Origin of the sequence: Listeria weihenstephanensis, from assembly GCF_003534205.1 — a bacterium.
Taxonomy (GTDB): Bacteria; Bacillota; Bacilli; order Lactobacillales; family Listeriaceae; genus Listeria_A; species Listeria_A weihenstephanensis.
This window is the reverse complement of the sequence record NZ_CP011102.1, coordinates 1,563,513-1,584,334: the sequence shown is the minus strand read 5'-3', so window position 1 is coordinate 1,584,334 and position 20,822 is coordinate 1,563,513. Positions and strand designations below refer to the sequence as shown.

General features: G+C 44.5%; 18 protein-coding genes. 1 reads left to right on the top strand and 17 read right to left on the bottom strand.

Going from position 1 to position 20,822, the window contains the following annotated elements:
• Positions 1-10: 10 nt before the first annotated feature.
• The 10 genes from UE46_RS07680 to UE46_RS07630 form a co-directional block, all read right to left on the bottom strand.
• Positions 11-355, bottom strand: a complete 345-nt coding sequence (locus UE46_RS07680) for a hypothetical protein (protein WP_036062105.1) — start codon at positions 353-355, stop codon at positions 11-13.
• A gap of 2 nt (positions 356-357) precedes the next feature.
• Positions 358-1,098 (bottom strand): tRNA (guanosine(37)-N1)-methyltransferase TrmD, encoded by a 741-nt coding sequence (gene trmD / locus UE46_RS07675; protein WP_036062103.1) that lies wholly within the window; start codon positions 1,096-1,098, stop codon positions 358-360.
• Positions 1,099-1,608 carry a ribosome maturation factor RimM gene (rimM, locus tag UE46_RS07670; RefSeq protein WP_269467372.1) on the bottom strand — a complete coding sequence of 170 codons (510 nt, stop codon included), beginning with the start codon at positions 1,606-1,608 and terminating at the stop codon, positions 1,099-1,101.
• Between the two features lie 20 nt (positions 1,609-1,628).
• Positions 1,629-2,015, bottom strand: a complete 387-nt coding sequence (locus UE46_RS07665) for a YlqD family protein (RefSeq protein WP_036062100.1) — start codon at positions 2,013-2,015, stop codon at positions 1,629-1,631.
• An 831-nt stretch (positions 2,016-2,846) separates the two neighbouring features.
• The gene (locus tag UE46_RS07660) at positions 2,847-3,077 is read right to left on the bottom strand and encodes a KH domain-containing protein (protein WP_036062097.1); all 231 of its coding nucleotides are present in this window, start codon (positions 3,075-3,077) and stop codon (positions 2,847-2,849) included.
• 14 nt (positions 3,078-3,091) lie between these two features.
• Positions 3,092-3,364 (bottom strand): 30S ribosomal protein S16, encoded by a 273-nt coding sequence (gene rpsP, locus UE46_RS07655; protein ID WP_036062095.1) that lies wholly within the window; start codon positions 3,362-3,364, stop codon positions 3,092-3,094.
• 78 nt (positions 3,365-3,442) lie between these two features.
• Positions 3,443-5,092: a poly(glycerol-phosphate) alpha-glucosyltransferase gene (locus tag UE46_RS07650; RefSeq protein ID WP_118907516.1), complete on the bottom strand. Its 1,650-nt coding sequence runs from the start codon at positions 5,090-5,092 to the stop codon at positions 3,443-3,445.
• Positions 5,093-5,161: 69 nt separating this feature from the next.
• A complete protein-coding gene (locus UE46_RS16295; RefSeq protein WP_233231004.1) occupies positions 5,162-8,599 on the bottom strand; it encodes an Lmo1799 family Asp-Ala repeat surface protein in 3,438 nt (1,145 codons plus the stop codon).
• 612 nt (positions 8,600-9,211) lie between these two features.
• Positions 9,212-10,570, bottom strand: a complete 1,359-nt coding sequence (gene ffh / locus UE46_RS07635) for a signal recognition particle protein (RefSeq protein ID WP_036060167.1) — start codon at positions 10,568-10,570, stop codon at positions 9,212-9,214.
• 12 nt (positions 10,571-10,582) lie between these two features.
• Entirely contained in the window at positions 10,583-10,915 is a 333-nt protein-coding gene (locus UE46_RS07630; RefSeq protein ID WP_036060166.1) for a putative DNA-binding protein, read from the bottom strand.
• Between the two features lie 442 nt (positions 10,916-11,357).
• On the opposite strand from UE46_RS07630, the gene UE46_RS07625 reads away from it, so the two are divergent.
• Complete coding sequence (locus UE46_RS07625; RefSeq protein ID WP_036060163.1) at positions 11,358-11,885, top strand: dihydrofolate reductase family protein; 528 nt, start codon at positions 11,358-11,360, stop codon at positions 11,883-11,885.
• Positions 11,886-11,966: 81 nt separating this feature from the next.
• Here the strand turns inward: UE46_RS07625 and ftsY are convergent, their stop codons facing one another.
• The 7 genes from ftsY to plsX all read right to left on the bottom strand — a co-directional run bounded on the left by ftsY (position 11,967) and on the right by plsX (position 20,822).
• Positions 11,967-12,956, bottom strand: coding sequence for a signal recognition particle-docking protein FtsY (gene ftsY, locus UE46_RS07620; protein WP_036060162.1), 990 nt, complete (start codon positions 12,954-12,956; stop codon positions 11,967-11,969).
• 16 nt (positions 12,957-12,972) lie between these two features.
• Entirely contained in the window at positions 12,973-16,533 is a 3,561-nt protein-coding gene (gene smc / locus UE46_RS07615; RefSeq protein ID WP_118907515.1) for a chromosome segregation protein SMC, read from the bottom strand.
• Positions 16,534-16,552: 19 nt separating this feature from the next.
• Entirely contained in the window at positions 16,553-17,242 is a 690-nt protein-coding gene (rnc, locus tag UE46_RS07610; protein ID WP_036060160.1) for a ribonuclease III, read from the bottom strand.
• Positions 17,243-17,443: 201 nt separating this feature from the next.
• A complete protein-coding gene (locus UE46_RS07605) occupies positions 17,444-17,677 on the bottom strand; it encodes an acyl carrier protein (protein ID WP_036060159.1) in 234 nt (77 codons plus the stop codon).
• A 424-nt stretch (positions 17,678-18,101) separates the two neighbouring features.
• Positions 18,102-18,845: a 3-oxoacyl-[acyl-carrier-protein] reductase gene (fabG, locus tag UE46_RS07600; protein ID WP_036060145.1), complete on the bottom strand. Its 744-nt coding sequence runs from the start codon at positions 18,843-18,845 to the stop codon at positions 18,102-18,104.
• Positions 18,845-19,789, bottom strand: coding sequence for an ACP S-malonyltransferase (fabD, locus tag UE46_RS07595; protein ID WP_036060144.1), 945 nt, complete (start codon positions 19,787-19,789; stop codon positions 18,845-18,847). The genes fabG and fabD overlap by 1 nt, the downstream gene beginning before the upstream one ends.
• Positions 19,782-20,822, bottom strand: coding sequence for a phosphate acyltransferase PlsX (gene plsX, locus UE46_RS07590; RefSeq protein ID WP_036060143.1), 1,041 nt, complete (start codon positions 20,820-20,822; stop codon positions 19,782-19,784). The genes fabD and plsX overlap by 8 nt, the downstream gene beginning before the upstream one ends.

The window sequence follows — 20,822 nt, the reverse complement described above, 5'->3', positions numbered from 1 at the left end:
TTTTCTATTTTTAAAATCTAGTAATCTTTGTCATCACGACTGTACCATAACCAACTTGGCTCAGTAGTAGTTTGCCGTCTTCTTCGCGAATAAATTGTTCGTCGAAATGACAGTTAAGTACCGCATCTCCACCAAGTTCATGCGCTTGTTCTTGTAATCCCCGAACCAATCCCGCAAAATCAGATGTCGCAGTCCATCCCGCTTTTGCCTCGACTTGAATATAATTTCGAACAAAAATAACCTGTACTACATCATGATTGACTGCTGTCGGTCCAGTCGAGATAAGTATCGAATCCACATCACGATTCAGTACATCATCGCGATTTTCCTCTTCTTCATTTTTAAAAATTCCCATGCCTATTCCACTCCTCTTTGTATCTCCTCTAACCATTTTTGTTGCTGATCAGATAAAGTATAGTTCTTAAGTAAGTCTGGCCGGCGTTCCCATGTGCGGCGCAATGATTCACGTTCCCGCCATTCCTCGATCAACTTATGATTCCCATTTAAAAGTACTTCAGGAACCTCCATATCGCGAAATTGCGCAGGTCTCGTGTAATGCGGATGCTCGAGTAACCCTGTAGAAAAAGAATCCGTAACAGCTGAATCGGCATTTCCAAGCGCCCCTGGGAGCAATCTGATAACGCTATCCATCATCGCCATTGCCCCGATCTCACCACCAGTTAATATATAGTCGCCAATCGACACTTCATCCGTCACCAGAAATTCCCGAATCCGCTCATCGTATCCTTCATAATGGCCACAAATAAAAATAAGATGCTCTTCCTTGGAAAATTCCTCCGCCATTTTTTGGTCAAACCGTTTCCCAGCCGGATCCATTAAAATGATACGCGGCCTCGTGTCTGGCGTTCTTTCCCGTAGTGCCTCCACAGCCGAAAAAATCGGTTGCGCCTTCAAAAGCATCCCAGCGCCGCCACCATAAGGGTAATCGTCTACCGTTTGATGCTTTCCTTCTGCATATTCCCGAAAGTCGATAATAGAAACATCCACAAGGCCTTTTTCAATTGTTTTTTTGACAATCGAGTTTCCAGTCATGCCATCAAACATCGTCGGAAAAATCGATAAGACATCCATTTTCATTTAGTCAAACAATCCTTCCATGACAGAAATCGTGATTTTTTTATCCGAAACATTGACTGATTGCACAACATCCGCGATATAAGGCACAAGCTTGTCTTTTTGACCCTTCATTTGTACAACCCAAACATCATTCGCACCAGGCGTCAAAATATCACTGATGGTTCCCAAAAGTTCGCCCTCTTCTGTGTAAACTTCGCACCCGATAATTTCGTGAAAATAAAATTCATGCTCACCCAAGTCTCCTAATTGAGATTCTGGAACTTTAAGTAGACCATCACGCATTCTCTCTACGTTATTAATACCAATGATCCCCTCGAATGTTAACAAATCAAAGTTTTTATGTTTCCGGTGCGTTTTAATCACCAATTTTTCCGGTTTCTTACTATCTTTCGCAAATAAAAATAATTCATTTCCAGGCACAAACCGCTCATCCGCAAAATCAGTCAGCGAAATAACGCGTACTTCTCCCATTAAACCGTGTGTATTTACTATTTTTCCAACATTAAACATCTGTTCCAATGAATTCACCTCTAGCGTATTTCTACTATAATATCGTCTTTCACTACAATTGTCTTCGCAAAAATGTTCTCATTCCACGAATCCCCAACAGAAACATCAAGAATAGCTTCTAATTCTTGTTCTTTAATCTCACTTCCAAGTGGCAACATTTCGAGTTGTTCCGCTTGAAACTCAATCAACTTCACTTTTTCATGACGCATATCAATTTCTTTCGCAAAATAACTAGTCACGGATTCCTGATTAAATTTACTTTTACGTTCCATCTTTTTTTGTTCAAAATGGAGTTGATCACTTTCTTTTTGCAATTTTTGTCGCTGATCAATATAGAATTGCACCAATTTCAGCTTACTTTTTTCCGTTAACACTTGCATTACAGTCACTTTTTGGATAATTTTCATGAAAATCACTCCTTTATCCGTGTGGGGGGGTTATTTTATTGTAACACATGAAAAGCAGAGGACGCCCGTTAGACCCGAAAAAATTTGTTAGGAGGCGCAGATAAATCCCTCCCTTGGATTTTTCGGAGGCACCGAAAATTTCGAGGGGCTGGCTTCCGAAGCTAGATCTCATGAAAAGCAGAAACAGCCCGTTAGCCTCGACAGAATTTGTTAGAGGGCGCAGTGAAAGTCCTCTCTTGACTTTTGCGGAGGCCACGAAAATTCCGAGAGGCTGGCTGTTGGAGCTAGATCACATGAAAAGCGAAAACAGCCCGTTAGCCTCGACAGAATTTGTTAGGGGGCGCAGTGAAAGTCCTCTGTTGACTTTTACGGAGGCCACGAAAATTCCGAGAGGCTGGCTGTTGGAGCTAGATCCGAAGACACTAAACATAAACAAACACCTGAACTTGAGACAACGGCTTTACTGGACTCCGAAACTTCAAGAAAGAACATGACGCTAACTCAAAACCTGGCGTATAAGAGTCATCGATTACATGTTCACTCCACTCTCATGCATACTGGGGTTGTAATTTTGGCGGTTCCCACCTAGTCCGCACTCGTTCACGGCATAAAACCCACTGGTGGTTTACCTGCTCGCTTCGCTCTCATGCATATTGAGGCTCCCTTAGTCTGCTGGCTCCTTATTTGCCTACTAATTTTTCTGGAGCCAGCGTATAAGAGCACCAATGGATTACCTGCTCGCTCCGCTCTCATGCATACTGGGTTTGTAATTCACTTCGTTCAAACAATCCCAGCAACAAAAAAACCACCGCACATTCTAGATGTGGGTGGTCATTCAATGATTTCAAGACGTACTTTCTTCTCATTACGAGATCCAGTAGCATAGACAAGTGTACGAATCGATTTCGCGATTCGTCCTTGCTTGCCTATGACACGGCCCATATCATCTTTGTTTACTGATAACTTATAAAGAAGGCTTGTAGCACTCTCTTCTACCGAGATAACAACGTCATCTTGATGATCCACGAGTGGCTTTACGATGGTTAGAATTAAATCCTCCATAGCCATAACCTCTATTACTTACCTAGTTTTGAATTGTGGAATTTTTCCATAATGCCTTCTTTTGACAACAAGTTACGAACTGTGTCAGATGGTTTCGCACCGTTATGCAACCATTTCAAAACTGCTTCTTCGTCGATCTTCACTTCTGCCGGATTGAGTAGTGGATTGTATGTACCCACTGTTTCGATTGAACGGCCATCACGAGGAGAACGAGAATCTGCTACTTGAATACGGTAGAAAGGTTTCTTATTAGAACCCATACGTTTTAAACGAATTTTAACTGCCATTATTATATACACCTCCATAAAGTCTTACACAAGTATATATATTACCAGTAAAGGATTTGTTTGTAAAGTGTTTTTTCTTTACAGCTGCATTTTTTCTTTATTTTTTTCGAGAAAACCTGCTTTCATTCTGTTTAAATACCGACAATAACCTGATATATTGTGCTCCACATCATCAATTCGCACGCGGAAGGAGTGGTGGCGAATGAAGAAACTGTTCTCAATTCGGGCTGGATTTTTAAAGTACATTGCTAATTCGGGGTAGAAAAAACTATTTAACTGATGATCCGCTCGTTTATCAATTGTCCGTTCCAATTGTTCGCGATCATATCCTGCTAGTAATGCGGATTTTCCCAGCTCATCCATGCGGTTGCACATATCATGTGTCGCGACGGTCAACTCTAAAAAAGTAGGAAATGCGGTTTCTCGTTCATACATAAATTCTAAACGTCCAAACCCATTTTTGAGCCCAAATTTAAAATAGCGATCCTCTGGCAAATATTTCGTAATTTCATTCGTGCAATAGCTCAACCAATGATCGTGATTTTTCCAATATTTTTTTGCGATAAAATGGTCAAAAGCTTGTACCGCAGCATCTAGCCAATCTTGATTTGCATCGATTTCGTATAACCTCAAGAGTGCAAATACAGCCTCTCCGTCATAATAAATAATTCGAAACGGATCTTTTACTTCCAGAGAAGGATAGGATAAAACATGAACAAATTGCCCGTTCTCCTGCTGTAGATCGCAAATTGTGCGCGCCAGCTTTGTGCATAGCGCTGTATAATCGTTTGTTTCAGTCACTTTCATGTATTTTGTGAAAGCTAGAATAGCCGCCGCATTGGCACCAAGTTTGATTTCATTGGAATCACGCTCGACCACATAAGCTCGGTCTTCCGTTTCTCGAATTAGATCCACAGCTAGAAATTGCAACGCGCGTTTAGCAGCTGTAATGATTGTAGCATCTCGCGAAACCTCAAACGCCTCGACCATCGAATACGTTGAACTGGCGTGACGCAAGCTGTTATAGTGTTTAATTTTTTTATCAAAACAAGCAAAATAGCCATAGACAAATTCGCCGCTAGTAGCTACTTGATTTGCTAAATAACTACCCGATTGATGAATAACCCTCTCAACCTCAGGTGTATCCATCGAATCTAGTATCCGGCGCCCATTGTTTAATCCCTCACTATAAAGTTTGATAATCTTTTCTCCATCAAAATAAAAACCTAGCGTTTCAAATAAAATCAATTCTGAATCCACTTCTATTTCAAATTTTCTGCGGCACTTATCAGCTTGTAATAAGTACCTATTCAAATTCTCTAAATTTAACGCCAGACCTGATTCTCCTGGCTGAATCATCGCATTTCCATTGATTTCTTGTTCCATAAGCGCCGTTTGAAAACCCTTATCAAATGAAATCCCTGAGCGACAATAGTTCTTTCTTGTATGTAGCGCTTTTTTATTCCATTCCTCAAAAATAATCTTCCTGAAATCGTAAGCAATATCCACTTTAAACGTCTTCGTATTATTTTTTTCCAGCACTTTTTTTATTTGCGTAAAAATATAATCTAACGAAGCATTTGAATAATTAATAACAGTAGCGCGCTTTGTTTGATGATCTATAGATAAAAAGGCCTTCCATTCTCCATTTAAATTATAATTTGGTAAATCTCCAGTCATCCTTTTAACATTTCCTTTTATTTCTTCAAGTGCCGTGTTAAAAATCATTCTAATCATGCCCCTTTCTAATTTTAATCCTCTGCTCCAGCCTATGACTAGAGCAGAGGATCTAACTTTTTATTCCTGTGGTTTTCTTCTAAATAGATTCAATAAGAAGCCACCAGCCAAGAGTAACAATCCTCCACCAAACCATTGAGCGGCGGTCGAGTTTTCATCACCAGTGGACGGTAACATCGAATCTGAGGAGCCGCTAGTAGTAGGACTAGTACCAGTAGAAGTACTGATTGGCGTTATGGTTGGACTACCACCCGAGCCAGATGCAGTATTGATTGGCGTAACAGTTCCACCCGTTGTTCCAGTACCTGAGCCTGAGCCACCGCCAGCATTTCCCGTATTAATCGGTGTGCTTGGATCGTCGTCGGAGTCAGAGTCAGCATCGGCATCAGCATCCGTATCATCGATTGCTGGTAGTACTTGCGTTGAAGCAACTGCACTGGTTTTCGTTTGGTCTCCTCGTGTAGCAGTAAGGAATGCGGTAACGATATCGCCAGCTTTTAGTACATGACCATTAACATTAACAGAATAACTTCCATCTGGATTCAAGGTAATATTACCGATCACAGTGCCATCAGGGAGTTTTAACGTCAATTTAAAAGTTGTCCCAGCAGGAAGCGCAGCCGCATAAGCTTGGACTTCACGCAGTAAACTTACCATGCTACTGCTTCCATAATTAGTGCTACCTTTAATGATTTTATCCCCTGCATAGATAGGATTAATCATTGGACGATCCACATTAAAGCCTACCCAATCAATGTCTCCGTCTGAATCTGAGTCTGCATCGGCATCCGCGTCGGCGTCAGCATCGGCGTCGGCATCAGCATCCGCATCCGCATCGGCGTCAGCATCCGCATCCGCATCAGCGTCGGCATCGGCGTCGGCATCCGCATCGGCATCCGCGTCAGCATCCGCATCGGCATCAGCGTCAGCATCGGCGTCGGCATCCGCGTCGGCATCCGCGTCGGCATCCGCATCAGCGTCAGCGTCAGCATCGGCGTCAGCATCGGCGTCGGCATCCGCGTCGGCATCCGCGTCAGCGTCAGCATCAGCGTCGGCATCCGCATCAGCGTCTGCATCGGCGTCAGCGTCAGCGTCAGCATCCGCATCGGCATCAGCGTCAGCATCCGCATCAGCGTCGGCATCCGCATCAGCGTCAGCATCCGCATCGGCATCCGCATCGGCATCTGCGTCGGCATCCGCATCGGCGTCAGCATCCGCATCAGCATCCGCATCAGCGTCGGCATCGGCGTCGGCATCAGCGTCAGCATCCGCATCAGCATCAGCGTCGGCATCCGCATCAGCGTCGGCATCGGCGTCAGCGTCAGCATCCGCATCGGCATCCGCATCGGCATCAGCGTCAGCATCCGCATCGGCATCGGCGTCAGCATCTGCGTCCGCATCGGCATCGGCGTCAGCATCTGCGTCAGCGTCAGCGTCAGCGTCCGCGTCAGCGTCAGCGTCAGCGTCAGCGTCAGCGTCAGCATCCGCATCTGCGTCGGCATCCGCATCAGCATCCGCATCGGCGTCCGCATCGGCATCAGCATCCGCGTCGGCATCGGCGTCGGCATCCGCATCGGCATCAGCGTCAGCGTCGGCATCTGCATCGGCGTCAGCATCGGCGTCAGCGTCGGCGTCGGCATCGGCGTCGGCGTCGGCATCGGCATCGGCGTCAGCATCGGCATCCGCATCGGCATCAGCGTCGGCATCGGCATCGGCATCAGCGTCAGCATCGGCATCAGCGTCGGCGTCGGCATCCGCATCCGCATCCGCATCAGCGTCAGCATCGGCATCGGCGTCGGCATCAGCGTCGGCATCAGCGTCGGCATCCGCATCGGCATCCGCATCGGCGTCAGCATCGGCATCCGCATCGGCGTCGGCATCCGCATCGGCGTCAGCATCGGCATCCGCATCGGCATCAGCGTCAGCATCGGCATCCGCATCGGCATCGGCGTCGGCGTCGGCGTCAGCATCCGCATCGGCGTCGGCGTCAGCATCCGCGTCGGCGTCAGCATCCGCGTCGGCATCAGCATCCGCGTCGGCATCAGCGTCAGCGTCCGCATCGGCATCGGCATCCGCATCGGCATCAGCGTCAGCATCCGCGTCGGCATCGGCGTCAGCATCTGCATCAGCGTCAGCGTCGGCATCTGCATCTGCGTCTGCGTCGGCATCTGCGTCGGCATCCGCATCCGCATCAGCATCAGCATCGGCATCAGCGTCAGCATCCGCATCGGCATCAGCATCAGCATCCGCATCGGCATCCGCGTCCGCATCGGCGTCGGCATCTGCATCTGCGTCGGCATCCGCATCGGCATCCGCATCGGCATCCGCATCCGCGTCAGCATCAGCATCAGCATCAGCATCAGCGTCGGCATCGGCGTCAGCATCAGCATCAGCATCAGCGTCGGCATCCGCATCGGCATCCGCGTCCGCATCGGCGTCGGCATCGGCATCAGCGTCGGCATCCGCATCCGCATCCGCATCAGCATCCGCATCGGCATCAGCGTCAGCATCGGCATCGGCATCCGCATCGGCATCCGCGTCGGCATCCGCGTCAGCGTCAGCATCCGCGTCGGCATCAGCATCCGCATCGGCATCCGCATCGGCATCAGCGTCGGCATCGGCATCCGCATCGGCGTCAGCATCGGCGTCGGCGTCAGCGTCGGCATCGGCGTCAGCATCCGCATCGGCATCGGCGTCAGCGTCGGCATCGGCGTCAGCGTCGGCATCGGCATCGGCATCGGCGTCAGCATCAGCATCTGCATCGGCGTCAGCATCCGCGTCAGCATCGGCATCGGCATCGGCATCGGCATCGGCATCGGCGTCAGCCTCCGGCGCCTCAATAAACGCACGAGCCGCATCCGAATTCAACAAATCCACATCCAGCAATCCATCACTAACACGCCCAGCAAAGTCCAGTCTATCATCACCAATCCCCGCTGGTAATGCGGTCAATCCCAAAGCCATTAAATCGATGGTCAGCGTAAATGTCGTCGATCCAGCTAACGAGAGTCCTAAGCCATTCGCAACAGTCGCGCCTATCGTTCCTTTTGTGGCATCATATAATAAATCTTCCCCAGCTACCGTACCTTTATTTGATAATTGCGCCCCAAACAAACCCAAGTATGGTATATCATACGCAACACTTGAATTAGCCTTAATAGCTGGATTTGACAATAATGTCTTTAGTTCATCTGGAAGTTGAAAATAAGGATGATAATCTTGAAGTAAACCAATGTTAGCAATCTGCGTCCCCTTAATTTGAATAATCAGCTTGCCTCCAACATAGCTTGGCGTTAAAGTCGTATTACCAAGCAAACTAATCGTTGCAGCTTCCGCCTGCGTCCCGCTTAATGAAAAACTACGATCTAACCCGCTATAGTGAATAGTCACTGGTGAAGCCACAATAGTAGCAGCTGTAAACAGAGTCGCTAACATTTTTGCTTTTTGCTTATTTTTCGAATTCATTCTGCGCTTATAATCCACCTGTTGTTTTTTCATTTTTTTATCCCCCTCGAACCTTACCCTCATAAGGTTTAATAGAAATCAACAAGTATCTATCAACTGATAAACTAAAAAAATACACCTCCAACTATTTCCCACTGCGCATAACCCCCTTTTAATCACCCCCTAATGATTCATATGTAAGAAATTATTACTTAAAAATGAGTGACTCATCCCTGTATCCTTACAAATGCTTCTTTACCCCAATATGATAAATAATAGACAAAAAGACTAAAAGAAGTTTAATTTAAATAATAGACATAAAAAACTCCTGATAAATAGCTACTAATTACCTTAATTTCAAATTAACGAACTATTAAGAAAAAACAATCTCGTGTATAAAGACTGAATCAAAAGCTATAGCCCTATTAATGGTTACATTGTTAACAAAAATGCAATTAGACCTTTTGCACCTATATATACTACTAAAAAACTACCTCTCTTATATTTTTCTAACAAAACACAATCCAAATCTATACATTTGCTTCCAAATAAATAATTCTTAATGGATCGATTTCTCTTCCGTTCTATGTAACAATTATTCTTTATCTACACAAAAAAGCATAGCAATCACAAAAGTGACCACTACGCTTCTCCTATTTCATTATTTTAAAACGGTAATTTAAAGTTTCCCATACCGCCACCACGTTTCTTCTTGCCCTTACCACCTACACCAGACATTTGTTTCATCATTTTCTTCATCTCATTAAATTGCTTTAACAAACGATTGACTTCTTGAATTGGACGACCAGAACCTCGCGCAATTCGTTTCCGTCTATTCGCGTTAATAATATCTGGATGATCTTTCTCAGCCTTAGTCATCGATTTAATGATCGCCTCAATATGCGTCAATTGCTTTTCATCGACATTCATATTATCGAGACCTTTCATTTTATTAGCACCTGGCATCATTTTCAAAAGTTCATCAAGCGGCCCCATTTGGCGTACTTGTTGTAACTGCTCCAAAAAATCGTCCAGCGTCATGGACATATCTTTCACTTTTTGTTCCAATTCGCGCGCTTTATCCTCATCGACAGTAACCTGCGCCTTTTCAATGAGTGAAAGCACATCTCCCATACCAAGAATACGCGATGCCATGCGATCCGGATGGAAACTTTCAAGTGCCTCCATTTTTTCACCCATACCAACAAATTTGATCGGTTTTTGTGTCACAGAACGGATAGAAAGCGCCGCACCACCACGAGTATCACCATCTAATTTTGTCAGCACAACGCCCGTAATATCTAGTTGGGAATTGAAGCTCTCCGCTACATTCACAGCATCTTGCCCTGTCATCGAATCGACAACGAGTAAAATTTCAGACGGATTAGCTATTTCTTTCACAGCTACCAATTCATCCATTAATTCCGTATCAATATGCAGACGACCCGCCGTATCAATCAACACATAATCTAGATGATCCTCTTTCGCCTTCGCAATCGCCTGTTTCGCAATTTCGACAGGACTCACTTGATCGCCTAAAGAAAAGACTGGCATATCCAGCTGATTTCCCAACGTTTCCAATTGTTTAATCGCCGCTGGACGATAAATATCCGCCGCTACGAGAAGTGGTTTACGATTGTATTTTTTACGTAGTAAGTTTGCAAGTTTACCAGTCGTTGTTGTTTTACCAGCACCTTGCAGACCAACCATCATGACAACAGTTGGCGGTTTATCAGCGACAGCAATCTTACTTTCCTCGCCACCCATCAACGTTGTCAGCTCTTCTTGCACAATTTTAATGACCTGTTGACCTGGCGTTAAGCTCTTCATGACCTCACTACCAACCGCGCGCTCACTCACTGTTTTAATGAATTGCTTCACGACTTTAAAGTTAACATCCGCCTCTAGTAAAGCGAGTCGCACCTCACGCATCATTTCTTTTACATCCGCCTCATTCACTTTCCCTTTTCCGCGGATTTTGTTCATCGTTTCTTGTAAACGGCCAGCTAATCCTTCAAATGCCATATACGCCGCCTCCTAATCCATATTTTTAAGTTGTTGAAGTAGACCCGCCACTTCATTATCTACTACATTTTTTTCGATCAAGCGTTTCTCAAGCAATTCCACCAAATCTTCCCGCGCCTGATACTGCTTTAAAATACCTAACTTCTGTTCATAATTCTCAAGCACAGCTTCCGTACGCTTAATATTATCATATACCGCCTGCCGACTCACCTCATACTCCTCAGCAATTTCCCCAAGCGACAAATCCTCCAAATAATAAAGTGAAACATAGGACTTCTGCTTCTCCGTCAAGAGCGAATCATAGATGTCAATTAAAAAATTCATACGCGTCGTTTTCTCAAACATATCAAACATCGCCCCTCATTTTATCGTTCACTTATACTATACAAGAATACGTGTAAAAATGGGGAATGTCAAGCATCGAAAGGCTGAAACGGCCCGTTAGCCTCGACAGAATTTGTTAGAGGGCGCAGTGAAAACCCGCACTTGGTTTTTGCGGAGGCCACGAAAATTCCGAGAGGCTGGCCGTTGAAGCTAGATCCATCGAAAGGCTGAAGAAGCCCGTTATGTTGATGAGCTTTCAAACCGTCGTTTGGTTTGATTTAGTGAATCAATAGGCAGTGGAGCAAAGCGAGACTGACAACCTTTTTATTTTTAGGGGGCGTAGATAAATCCCGCACTTGGATTTTTCGGAGGCACCGAACCCACACACCCATCTTACACCTGTCTTCCACACCCAATCCCTGCTATAATAAAAACATCCCCAAACAAAAGGAGCGACTAAAACATGAGAAAAGTAGTTTTTTACGGTGCCATCACATTAGACGGTTACCTATCAGACGATACAAACAGCTTAACCTGGCTATTTGAAACAGATACAGGCGGAGAAACAACCTACGAAAAATTCATCCAAAACATCGATACCGTCATAATGGGAAGAGTAACCTACGAAGAAGTTCTAAAAATACAAGGCAACGAACCACTCTATGCAGATCAAGACGTCTTTGTTTTCAGTAGAGACACCTCTACGAACTTTCAAGATGTCCAAACAATACATCAAGATCCCGTTTCCTTCGTCAATCAATTAAAAGAAAAAGAAGGAAAAACAATCTGGATCGTCGGTGGCGGCAACTTATTAAAACCACTTTTAGAAGCAAATATGATCGACGAATGGTGGATTCAAATTACGCCAGTCATGCTCGGCAAAGGAAAACGCCTATTTGAAGAAGGCGACTATGCCGAACGCCTCGAATTGGTCGATACTACTACTTTTGGTCAATTTGTGGAACTACATTACAAGAAAATAAGTGACTGAAAGAACCTGTCCGCATGAAGACACACGCTCAATCGCGTAGAAGTTTTCATGCGGACAGGTTTCTTTATTGACAAAATAAAATTATTCCTTCGCGCTATCGATCACATCAGCGAATAAACCATATACATATTCGTTCGCATCAAAAGCTTGTAAATCGTCCATTTTCTCGCCTAGCCCAACAAATTTAACAGGAATATGCAACTCGTTACGAATCGCAATCACAATTCCACCTTTTGCTGTGCCATCTAGTTTAGTCAGTACAATTCCACTCACATCTGTTGCTTCCTTGAACTGTTTCGCTTGAATAAACGCATTTTGTCCAGTCGTAGCATCTAGAACGAGCAACACTTCATGCGGAGCATCTGGTACTTCACGCGTGATTACACGTTTCACCTTCTCTAGCTCGTTCATGAGATTGACTTTATTCTGTAAGCGTCCAGCCGTATCACAGAGTAGCACGTCCACACCGCGCGCTTTCGCAGCCTGAACCGCGTCATACATCACCGCCGCAGGATCGCTTCCCTCGGCTTGTTTAATAACGTCTACACCGACGCGCTCGCCCCAAACGTCTAGCTGATCAATCGCGCCAGCTCGGAACGTGTCGCCCGCCGCAAGCAATACTTTTTTGCCTTCTGATTTCAAATGATGCGCTAATTTCCCGATCGTCGTTGTTTTACCGACACCGTTCACGCCTACAAATAAGATCACCGTTAAACCTGTTGCTTGGATATTAAGCTCTGGTAATTCCTCGTCTTCCCCTTGATAAATCGCCACAAGTTTCTCAACGATGACCTCTTGTACCGCTTTTGGATCTTGAATGTTGCGCAATTTCACTTCTTCACGTAACTGATCCACAACTTCAAGCGCCGTATCAAAACCAACATCCGCTTGGATCAAAAGCTCTTCCAATTCTTCAAAAAATTCCTCATCTACTTTGCGATAACGAGCAACGAGTTCATTCATTTTACCCGAAAAATTGTCCCGTGTTTTAGATAAGCCATCTTTGAATTTCTCTGTTACCGAGTCCGTTTGCTGTGTTAATTTATCTTTCATTTTCTTAAAAAATGTCATCGGATTGCAACTCCTCTTATTTGATTAATTCGGCGGTCTCTTCCAAGCGTACCGAAACGAGCTTAGAGACACCGGATTCTTGCATCGTTACACCGTATAAAACATCAGCTTCTTCCATCGTGCCTTTGCGGTGCGTGATCACGATAAACTGAATATCGCGTTCAAATTTCTTCAAATAGCGGCTGAATCGCGTCACATTTGCTTCATCAAGCGCTGCCTCTACTTCATCTAAAATACAGAATGGCATCGGTCGCACGCGAATAATCGCAAATAATAAAGCGATCGCTGTTAACGCACGTTCCCCACCAGATAGCAAACTCAAATTTTGGAGCTTCTTGCCTGGTGGTTGGGCCTCAATATCAACGCCCGTTGTCAAAACTTCATCTGGATTTTGCAAGATCAATCGTGCTTGTCCACCGCCAAAAAGTTCAGGGAAGACAATCGCGAATTCCGTCTGAATCGCCGTGAAAGATGCGTCAAAGCGTTTTTTCATCTCTTCATCCATCTCATCCATGACTTGGAAAAGCGTCGTTTTCGCCTCCAATAAATCCGTTTGTTGCCCATTCAAGAATTCAAAACGTTCTTTAATTCGCTCAAATTCATCAATGGCGCCGATATTCACAACACCTAATTCATCGATCGAGCGTTTCAGCAAGCGAACCTTAGAACGCGCGTGGTCGATATCTAAATCAGCCATAGCGCGTGCTTTAGCAGCCTCAAAAGTGAGCACATATGTCTCAGATAAACGCTCTAAGCGATTGTCGATATCCGCATTGAGCCGACTCATGCCAACTTCTGCGGAGGTCTTTTGTTCCATATAAAAACTAGCTTGATTTTGTTTTTGTTGCAGTAATTCTTCCGATTCTGCTAAATCGTCCTGTATTTGAGCGCGATCTTCTCGTAATTTCTCACGTTTTATCGCTGTTTGATCTTTCGTTTCACGAGCCTGTTCAATTGCTTCTGCCAACGCTTCTGTACTCGTGTGAACAGTTTCTATGTTCGATTGTAACATCGCGAGTTTGGATGACAAGGCTTCTTTTTCTGCGTAATACTCACTGATATCCGTTTCCAGATTTCGGAGTGCTTGCTCCGCTGTTTGGAGCTGTTCTCGTCCCACTGCGGCTTGAGATTTGATCGTAGAATAGCTCTCTTGATCGCTGACACGGTTATTCTCTTGCTCTTTTCTTTTTTGCGTCATCTCCTGGATTTGCTGATCTAGTGCCTCAATGGTAACGAGTAACGCGGCTAGCTCTTGTTCTAGCGTAACTTTACGTTCAGATAGCTGGCCTAGCTCGGTCGTACCTTCTTCTTTTTCCATATCATAAATTTGAAGTTGTTTATTCGCAACAACGAGACGCTCTTGGGCACGTTCTTTTTTGCCAAGCAGTTCCGTTTCTTGTAAGCGGAGTGTTTCCCCGACAGAACGCGCTTCTTCCAGCTGTTCACGTGTTTCCTTCACTTCATTTTTGAGTGTTGCATATTGTTTTTCCGTTTTCTCGACGGATACGGCCATCTGCGCGATTGTTTTGCTCAGATTTTCTAATTCATGTTTTCGTGTCATAATAGACGATTTGCCTTGCGCTGTTGCCCCACCAGTCATAGAACCGCCCGCATTAACAACATCGCCTTCTAATGTCACCACGCGATATCGGAAATTCACCATTTTTGCGAGTAAATTCGCGCCCTTTAAATCCTTTGCCAAAATTGTCGTTCCAAGCGCATTCAAAATAACATTCTCGATCTGAGAATCATACGTCAAAACATCACTTGCCAAAGCAACAAAAGCTGGTTGCTGCTCGATGGCTTGTTTTGTGGCTGTAGGTATTTGGCGTGGTTGCATCGTTGTCAACGGTAAAAATGTCGCCCGCCCTGCCCGCGTATCTTTCAAATAACGGATGGCATCACGCGCCGCTTGATCATCTTTCACAATCACGTGCTGCGCATTCGCACCAAGCGCGATTTCCAATGCTTTTTGGTAATGTTCCGGAATTTCAACCAGTTCCACAAAAGCGCCTAAAATCCCGTTCAACTTCTTCTTGGCCTTCAAAACTTCACGAACACCTTGGAAAAATCCAGCGTAATCATCTGCAAGTTCCGCTAACGTATCCTGACGCGATTTCGCTTGTTGGATCAGTTCATATTGACGATACATTTCCTGTTCCTGCTTGGTAAAAACTGCTTCTTGCTTTGTCAATGCTGCTTGAATTGCTTGGTAATGCGCCATTTGTTCCGCGAGTTTCGCTTGTAGTTCGGCTAAATGCTTCTCCAGACTTGCTACGTGCGCATTAATTTCGTTACGCTCCGTGATATGTTGCTGATTCTCCTGGTCCAATTTCTCCGACCGGCCTTGCATTTGCGATAGCTGGCGTTCCAAATAACCGATATCATTTTTCATCGTTGTTTGTGTGTGGCGTAATTCGATATAATCACTTTTCATGTTCTCGATTTTTTCTTCAGACAGCGTGTTATATTCCGCTAACTTGGCTTCGAGCGCTTTCTTTTCCTTTATGAAAACCTCGAGGACAGCTGCTTTTTCTAACTTATCCTGCAATAAAACTTGTTTTTGCGTTTCCAGTGTTGCAATTTTCGCCTCGACTTGTTGCAAGTTTTCATTTAAGCCCTGTTCGTTCTCATTACTATGTTTTTTGCGCTCCAATGCGACATTGCGTTGTCCTTCTAGCTGCTCCAATCGCTCCGTTGCATCCAATAACTCGGCTTGCATCACCTCTATTTGTTGATCGAGTGCTGCAAGTTTTTGCTTTTGCGTATAAATCTGCGTTTCTTCTGCTTTAATTTCTGCCTGCATCTTCACTAAAATATCGCCAGTCTTTTCAAATTCTGCTTTTTGCCCCGCGATTTTTTCCGTGAAGGCCTCAATCTCCGCAACAAGAAGCGTGACTTCGAACTTCTCCAATTCCTCTTGCTGGAATAAGTAGTCCTTTGCTACGCTCGCCTGAATTTCAAGCGGCTCCATCTGATTTTCTAGCTCATACAGAATATCTTGTACCCGATTCAAATTCTCTTCGGTCTCGAAAAGTTTATTTTCAGCCTGTTTTTTGCGATGTTTATATTTAAGTACACCAGCAGCTTCTTCAAAAATCGAGCGCCGTTCTTCTGGTTTACTATTTAAGATCTCGTCAATTTTCCCCTGACTAATAATCGAAAACGACTCGCGCCCAAGACCTGAATCCATAAATAAATCCACAATATCCTTCAAGCGACACGATTGCTTATTAATCAAATAATCACTATCTCCATTTCGGAAAATACGTCTTGTCACCGACACTTCACTATAATCCAGCGGTAAAAAGCGATCCTCATTTTCAAAAACGAGTGAAACTTCCGCAAAATTGATCGGTTTTCTCGTATCACTCCCTGCAAAAATAACATCGCCCATGCGTCCACCGCGAAGGCTTTTGGCAGATTGCTCTCCAAGTACCCAGCGAATCGCTTCGGTAATATTGCTTTTTCCACTTCCATTTGGACCTACAATCGCCGTAGTGCCCGGCACAAAATCAATTACCATCTTGTCAGCAAATGATTTGAAACCATTCATTTCCAGTCGTTTTAATAACATGTCCGGACTCCTTTACCGCTTAGTTTTGGCGCAACGCTTCAATGGCACTTTTAGCAGCATGTTGCTCCGCTTGTTTCTTCGTTTTTCCAGTACCATCACCACGTTTTACTCCGTTAATAGCAACAACAGCCTCGAACGCCTTGCTATGCGCAGGTCCTTTTTCATCTAAAATCGTATAGGTGATCACAACATCGCGATCCTTCTGCACGATTTCTTGTAGCTGCGTTTTATAATCCACAGTTTGCTCATAATAGCCCGCATCGATCTTAGGAAAGACGACACGTTCCAAAAAGCGCACCACTTTATCCAGCCCCTGATCTAAAAAGAGCGCACCGATAAAGGATTCAAAAACATCAGCAAGCAGCGCAGGTCTCGTTCTACCGCCCGCACGCTCTTCCCCACGCCCAAGTCTAACGTAGCGCGAGAAGTTCACCATCTCCGCAAAATCAACGAGTGATGGCTCGCAGACGATGGACGCACGCATCTTTGTCATCTGACCTTCCGCCATATCTGGGAATTTCTCAAATAAATAACGCGATACGGTCACTTCAAGCACCGCGTCACCAAGAAACTCCAAACGTTCATTATCCTCAATCTTTTCCTTGCGATGTTCATTGACGTAGGATGAATGAGTAAAAGCCGTTTTCAAAAGATTAATATCCGTAAAAGTAAAGCCTACACTTTCTTGTAGTTCTTCCCAAAGATTCATCTGTAAAGCCCTCCGTTTCTATTGACACACCAGAGCTTTATTTTCTAAACAGCTGTAAATCAGACTCTGCTTAGAAAATAAACTTTAATGTGGAAAAAGAGGATGTCTAGACGTGCGACAGAATTTTTTAACCGGATTAACCGTCTAAAACAGTCTGTGCTACCTAGACACCCTCGTTCATTTGCTTAAAACAAGTCGGAATTATGCGTTCGCCTCTATGTACTTCACAGCGTCCCCAACTTTTTCAATATTTGCTGCATCATCATCAGAAATTTCTACACCAAATTCATCTTCAAGTTCCATAACCAATTCAACAACGTCTAGTGAATCTGCACCTAGATCGTCTTTGAAGGAAGCTTCTAAAGTCACCTTAGATTCTTCAACGCCTAAACGATCGACGATAATCTTAGTTACTTTCTCTAATACTTCTGCCATTGTTTACTTCACCTCCCTCCAAGTATTATATAGGATTTCTCCCATTTCGTAAACTATTAATTAAAAAAAGACACAAAAACGAGTGCTAGACTAGCATTCTAATGAGATCAGGATACACTTATTCGATGCGAAAAAGGGAATAATTAGCATTTTAAAACTAATCCTTAACGCAACTCACGACCTCAACCACAAAACCTCAGCGGGGCGAGAGCTGCTCATTTGTCAACTCAAATGATATTCTGTCCACTCCTAGCTAAGCCTTGACTAACTTCCAATCCAACTCCGTGCCTCCAAACTGCTGGGCGACGAGAAATGCCCAGATTCTAGGCAAAGTCGAGCACCGAAGCGGAGCGTACTGAGGTACGAGAGCATCGGAGCGCAGACTTTAACGACGAAGATGGGTATTTCTCGTCGCCCAGCAAGACTACATTGTCATGCCGCCGTCAACCGCGATTGTCTGCCCCGTCATATAACTTGATACATCACTCGCTAAGAACAACACTGCATTCGCAACATCTTCCACCGAACCATATTTACCAAGCGGAATTTGAGCTAACATCGCTGTTTTCGTCGCTTCGTCTAGTTCATCCGTCATTTCTGTTGCGATAAAACCAGGAGCTACCGCATTCACATTAATACCGCGCGCCGCTAGTTCACGCGCTGTCGTTTTTGTTAAGCCGATAACGCCCGCTTTACTCGCCACATAATTTGCTTGACCCGCGTTTCCAATCAAGCCAACAACAGATGTGATATTAATAATTTTGCCATAGCGCTGTTTCATCATCGTACGAGAAACGGCTTTTGTGCATAGGAATACGCCTTTTAAGTTTGTATCAATAACCGCGTCCCACTCATCCACTTTCATACGCATTAATAAGTTATCGCGCGTAATACCAGCATTATTCACTAAAATATCGATGCGACCATATTTATCAACAGCTTCTTTAAAAAGAGCTTGTACGTCCTCTTCAATCGCTACGTTTGCTTTCATTGCCGCCGCTTCTCCGCCTGCATCCGTAATTTCTTTTACAATCGCTTCCGCCGCTTCTTGGCTCCCATTATAATTAAAAAATACTGTCGCGCCTTCTTTTGCAAGTGTCATTACGATTTCGCGACCAATTCCGCGTGAGCCGCCTGTTACAAGCGCTACTTTACCTGTTAATGTCATTATTCTGCCTCCTTCAATTGTTCCGCAACTTCTTTCACAGAAGCAACGTCGCCTGCCGCTAAAATTGTTACATCGCGGTTTATTTTCTTGATTAGGCCTGAAAGTACTTTGCCTGAACCGATTTCAACAAAAGTATCCACACCTTGTTCGATAAGATTTGTCACAATATCTTCCCACAAAACAGGAGAATAGATTTGTTTAACTAGTTTTTCAGGAATGGCATTTTTGTCCGTTGTTGCTTCGGCATCCACGTTATTCACCACTGGGATTTTGCCGTCTTGGAACGCGATATTATCCAGTTCTGCTTGGAATTGTTCTGCTGCTGGGATCATTAATTTAGAATGGAATGGTCCACTTACCGCCAGTGGTAACACACGTTTCGCACCAGCTTCTTTTGCTTGTTCGCCTGCTTTTTCAACGCCCACGACAGTTCCTGAGATGACGATTTGGCCTGGGCAATTTAAATTTGCGAGTTGGACATCGTCGCCTTCTGATGTCACGGAGTCTGTGATCGCGCCCAACTTTTCACGGTCTAGACCGAGTACCGCTGCCATCGCGCCTTGTCCGTTCGGTACCGCTGCTTCCATTAATTTACCGCGACGATGCACTAAATAAATAGCGTCTTCTGCCGTTAGGAAACCACCTGCTACAAGCGCGCTATATTCGCCTAGGCTATGACCTGCCACGAAATCCGCTTTCACGCCGTACGTTTCAAGTGCTCTCAAAATGGCTACACTTGTCGAAACTAACGCTGGTTGTGCATTTTCCGATTTTGTTAAAAGTTCCATTGGACCGTCGTTAATTACATCGGTAATCGAATAGCCTAATTTGGCATCAGCGGCTGTGTAAACCGCCTGCGCTTCTTTATATTCGGCAGCAACATCTTGTCCCATACCTATTTTTTGTGACCCTTGACCAGGGAATACGAATGCTATTTTACTCACTCTTAGTTCCTCCTTCACGCTCTGCTTTCTCTTTTTCTGCTTGTAAATGACCGCTTGCAACTTCTGTTTTAATCGTTTCTACCACTTGTTTTTGAACCATTTCACGTGCTTGACGGACAGTTGAAAAAATGGCACTAGCGTTGGATGAGCCATGCGCTTTAATAACGGGCGCTTGAACACCGAAAAGACAGGCCCCGCCATATTCGCTATAGTCCATTTTTGCCTTCAATTCCATCAGATCTTTTTTCAAGAAAGACGCGGCGATCTTATTTTTAAAGCCATTTAGAAGGCTCATTTTCATTAGACTAAAGAACGCGCCTGCTGTTCCTTCGATAGATTTCAGTACCATATTACCTGTGAAACCGTCTGTTACGATAACATCTGCCACATCCATCATAATATCGCGCGCTTCTACATTACCAACAAAATTATATACATTTTGGTTCTTCATTAATTCAAAAGTACGCTTTGTTAGATCGTTTCCTTTGGTTTCTTCCGTTCCGATATTCAGTAATGCGACACGTGGGCGCTCAATTTTGCGTACTTTCTCCGCATAAACCGAACCCATTAAACCAAATTGTAATAAATGTTCAGGCTTCGCTTCGGAATTCGCACCTAAATCAAGCATGACAAAACCTTTGCCTGTAACTGTTGGAAGTGTTGGCGCCAAAGCTGGGCGATCAATACCTTTAATACGACCGATAACAAACAATCCCGTTGCCATTAACGCTCCCGTGTTCCCAGCTGAAATACAAGCGTCTGCTTCCCCATCTTTTACAGCTTGTGCGGCAAGAACCATTGATGCTTTCTTTTTGCGTTTTACAGCACGAACTGGCTCGTCATCGCTTTCGATCTTTTCATCCGTATGTACAACCCGAATGCGTGTTTTATCAGCTAAATATTCATTTATTTTAATTTCATCACCAAAAAGAATAAATTCTACATCTTTATATTGGGCTGCTGCTTTCATTACACCAAGTACAATTTCTTTTGGCGCATGATCGCCGCCCATTGCATCAATTGCAATTCTCAT

Excerpts from the sequence above, each read along its gene's own strand:
- UE46_RS07665 (WP_036062100.1), bottom strand. The coding sequence starts at position 2,015 with ATGAAAATTATCCAAAAAGTGACTGTAATGCAAGTGTTAACGGAAAAA.
- UE46_RS07650 (WP_118907516.1), bottom strand. The coding sequence starts at position 5,092 with ATGATTTTTAACACGGCACTTGAAGAAATAAAAGGAAATGTTAAAAGG.
- ffh (WP_036060167.1), bottom strand. The coding sequence starts at position 10,570 with ATGGCATTTGAAGGATTAGCTGGCCGTTTACAAGAAACGATGAACAAA.
- plsX (WP_036060143.1), bottom strand. The coding sequence starts at position 20,822 with ATGAGAATTGCAATTGATGCAATGGGCGGCGATCATGCGCCAAAAGAA.
- UE46_RS07680 (WP_036062105.1), bottom strand. The coding sequence starts at position 355 with ATGGGAATTTTTAAAAATGAAGAAGAGGAAAATCGCGATGATGTACTG.
- UE46_RS07630 (WP_036060166.1), bottom strand. The coding sequence starts at position 10,915 with ATGTTTGAGAAAACGACGCGTATGAATTTTTTAATTGACATCTATGAT.
- ftsY (WP_036060162.1), bottom strand. The coding sequence starts at position 12,956 with ATGACATTTTTTAAGAAAATGAAAGATAAATTAACACAGCAAACGGAC.
- fabG (WP_036060145.1), bottom strand. The coding sequence starts at position 18,845 with ATGACATTAACAGGTAAAGTAGCGCTTGTAACAGGCGGCTCACGCGGA.
- smc (WP_118907515.1), bottom strand. The coding sequence starts at position 16,533 with ATGTTATTAAAACGACTGGAAATGAATGGTTTCAAATCATTTGCTGAC.
- UE46_RS07660 (WP_036062097.1), bottom strand. The coding sequence starts at position 3,077 with ATGGAGGATTTAATTCTAACCATCGTAAAGCCACTCGTGGATCATCAA.
- trmD (WP_036062103.1), bottom strand. The coding sequence starts at position 1,098 with ATGAAAATGGATGTCTTATCGATTTTTCCGACGATGTTTGATGGCATG.
- UE46_RS16295 (WP_233231004.1), bottom strand. The coding sequence starts at position 8,599 with ATGAAAAAACAACAGGTGGATTATAAGCGCAGAATGAATTCGAAAAAT.
- UE46_RS07605 (WP_036060159.1), bottom strand. The coding sequence starts at position 17,677 with ATGGCAGAAGTATTAGAGAAAGTAACTAAGATTATCGTCGATCGTTTA.
- UE46_RS07625 (WP_036060163.1), top strand. The coding sequence starts at position 11,358 with ATGAGAAAAGTAGTTTTTTACGGTGCCATCACATTAGACGGTTACCTA.
- rimM (WP_269467372.1), bottom strand. The coding sequence starts at position 1,608 with ATGTTTAATGTTGGAAAAATAGTAAATACACACGGTTTAATGGGAGAA.
- rnc (WP_036060160.1), bottom strand. The coding sequence starts at position 17,242 with ATGAATCTTTGGGAAGAACTACAAGAAAGTGTAGGCTTTACTTTTACG.
- rpsP (WP_036062095.1), bottom strand. The coding sequence starts at position 3,364 with ATGGCAGTTAAAATTCGTTTAAAACGTATGGGTTCTAATAAGAAACCT.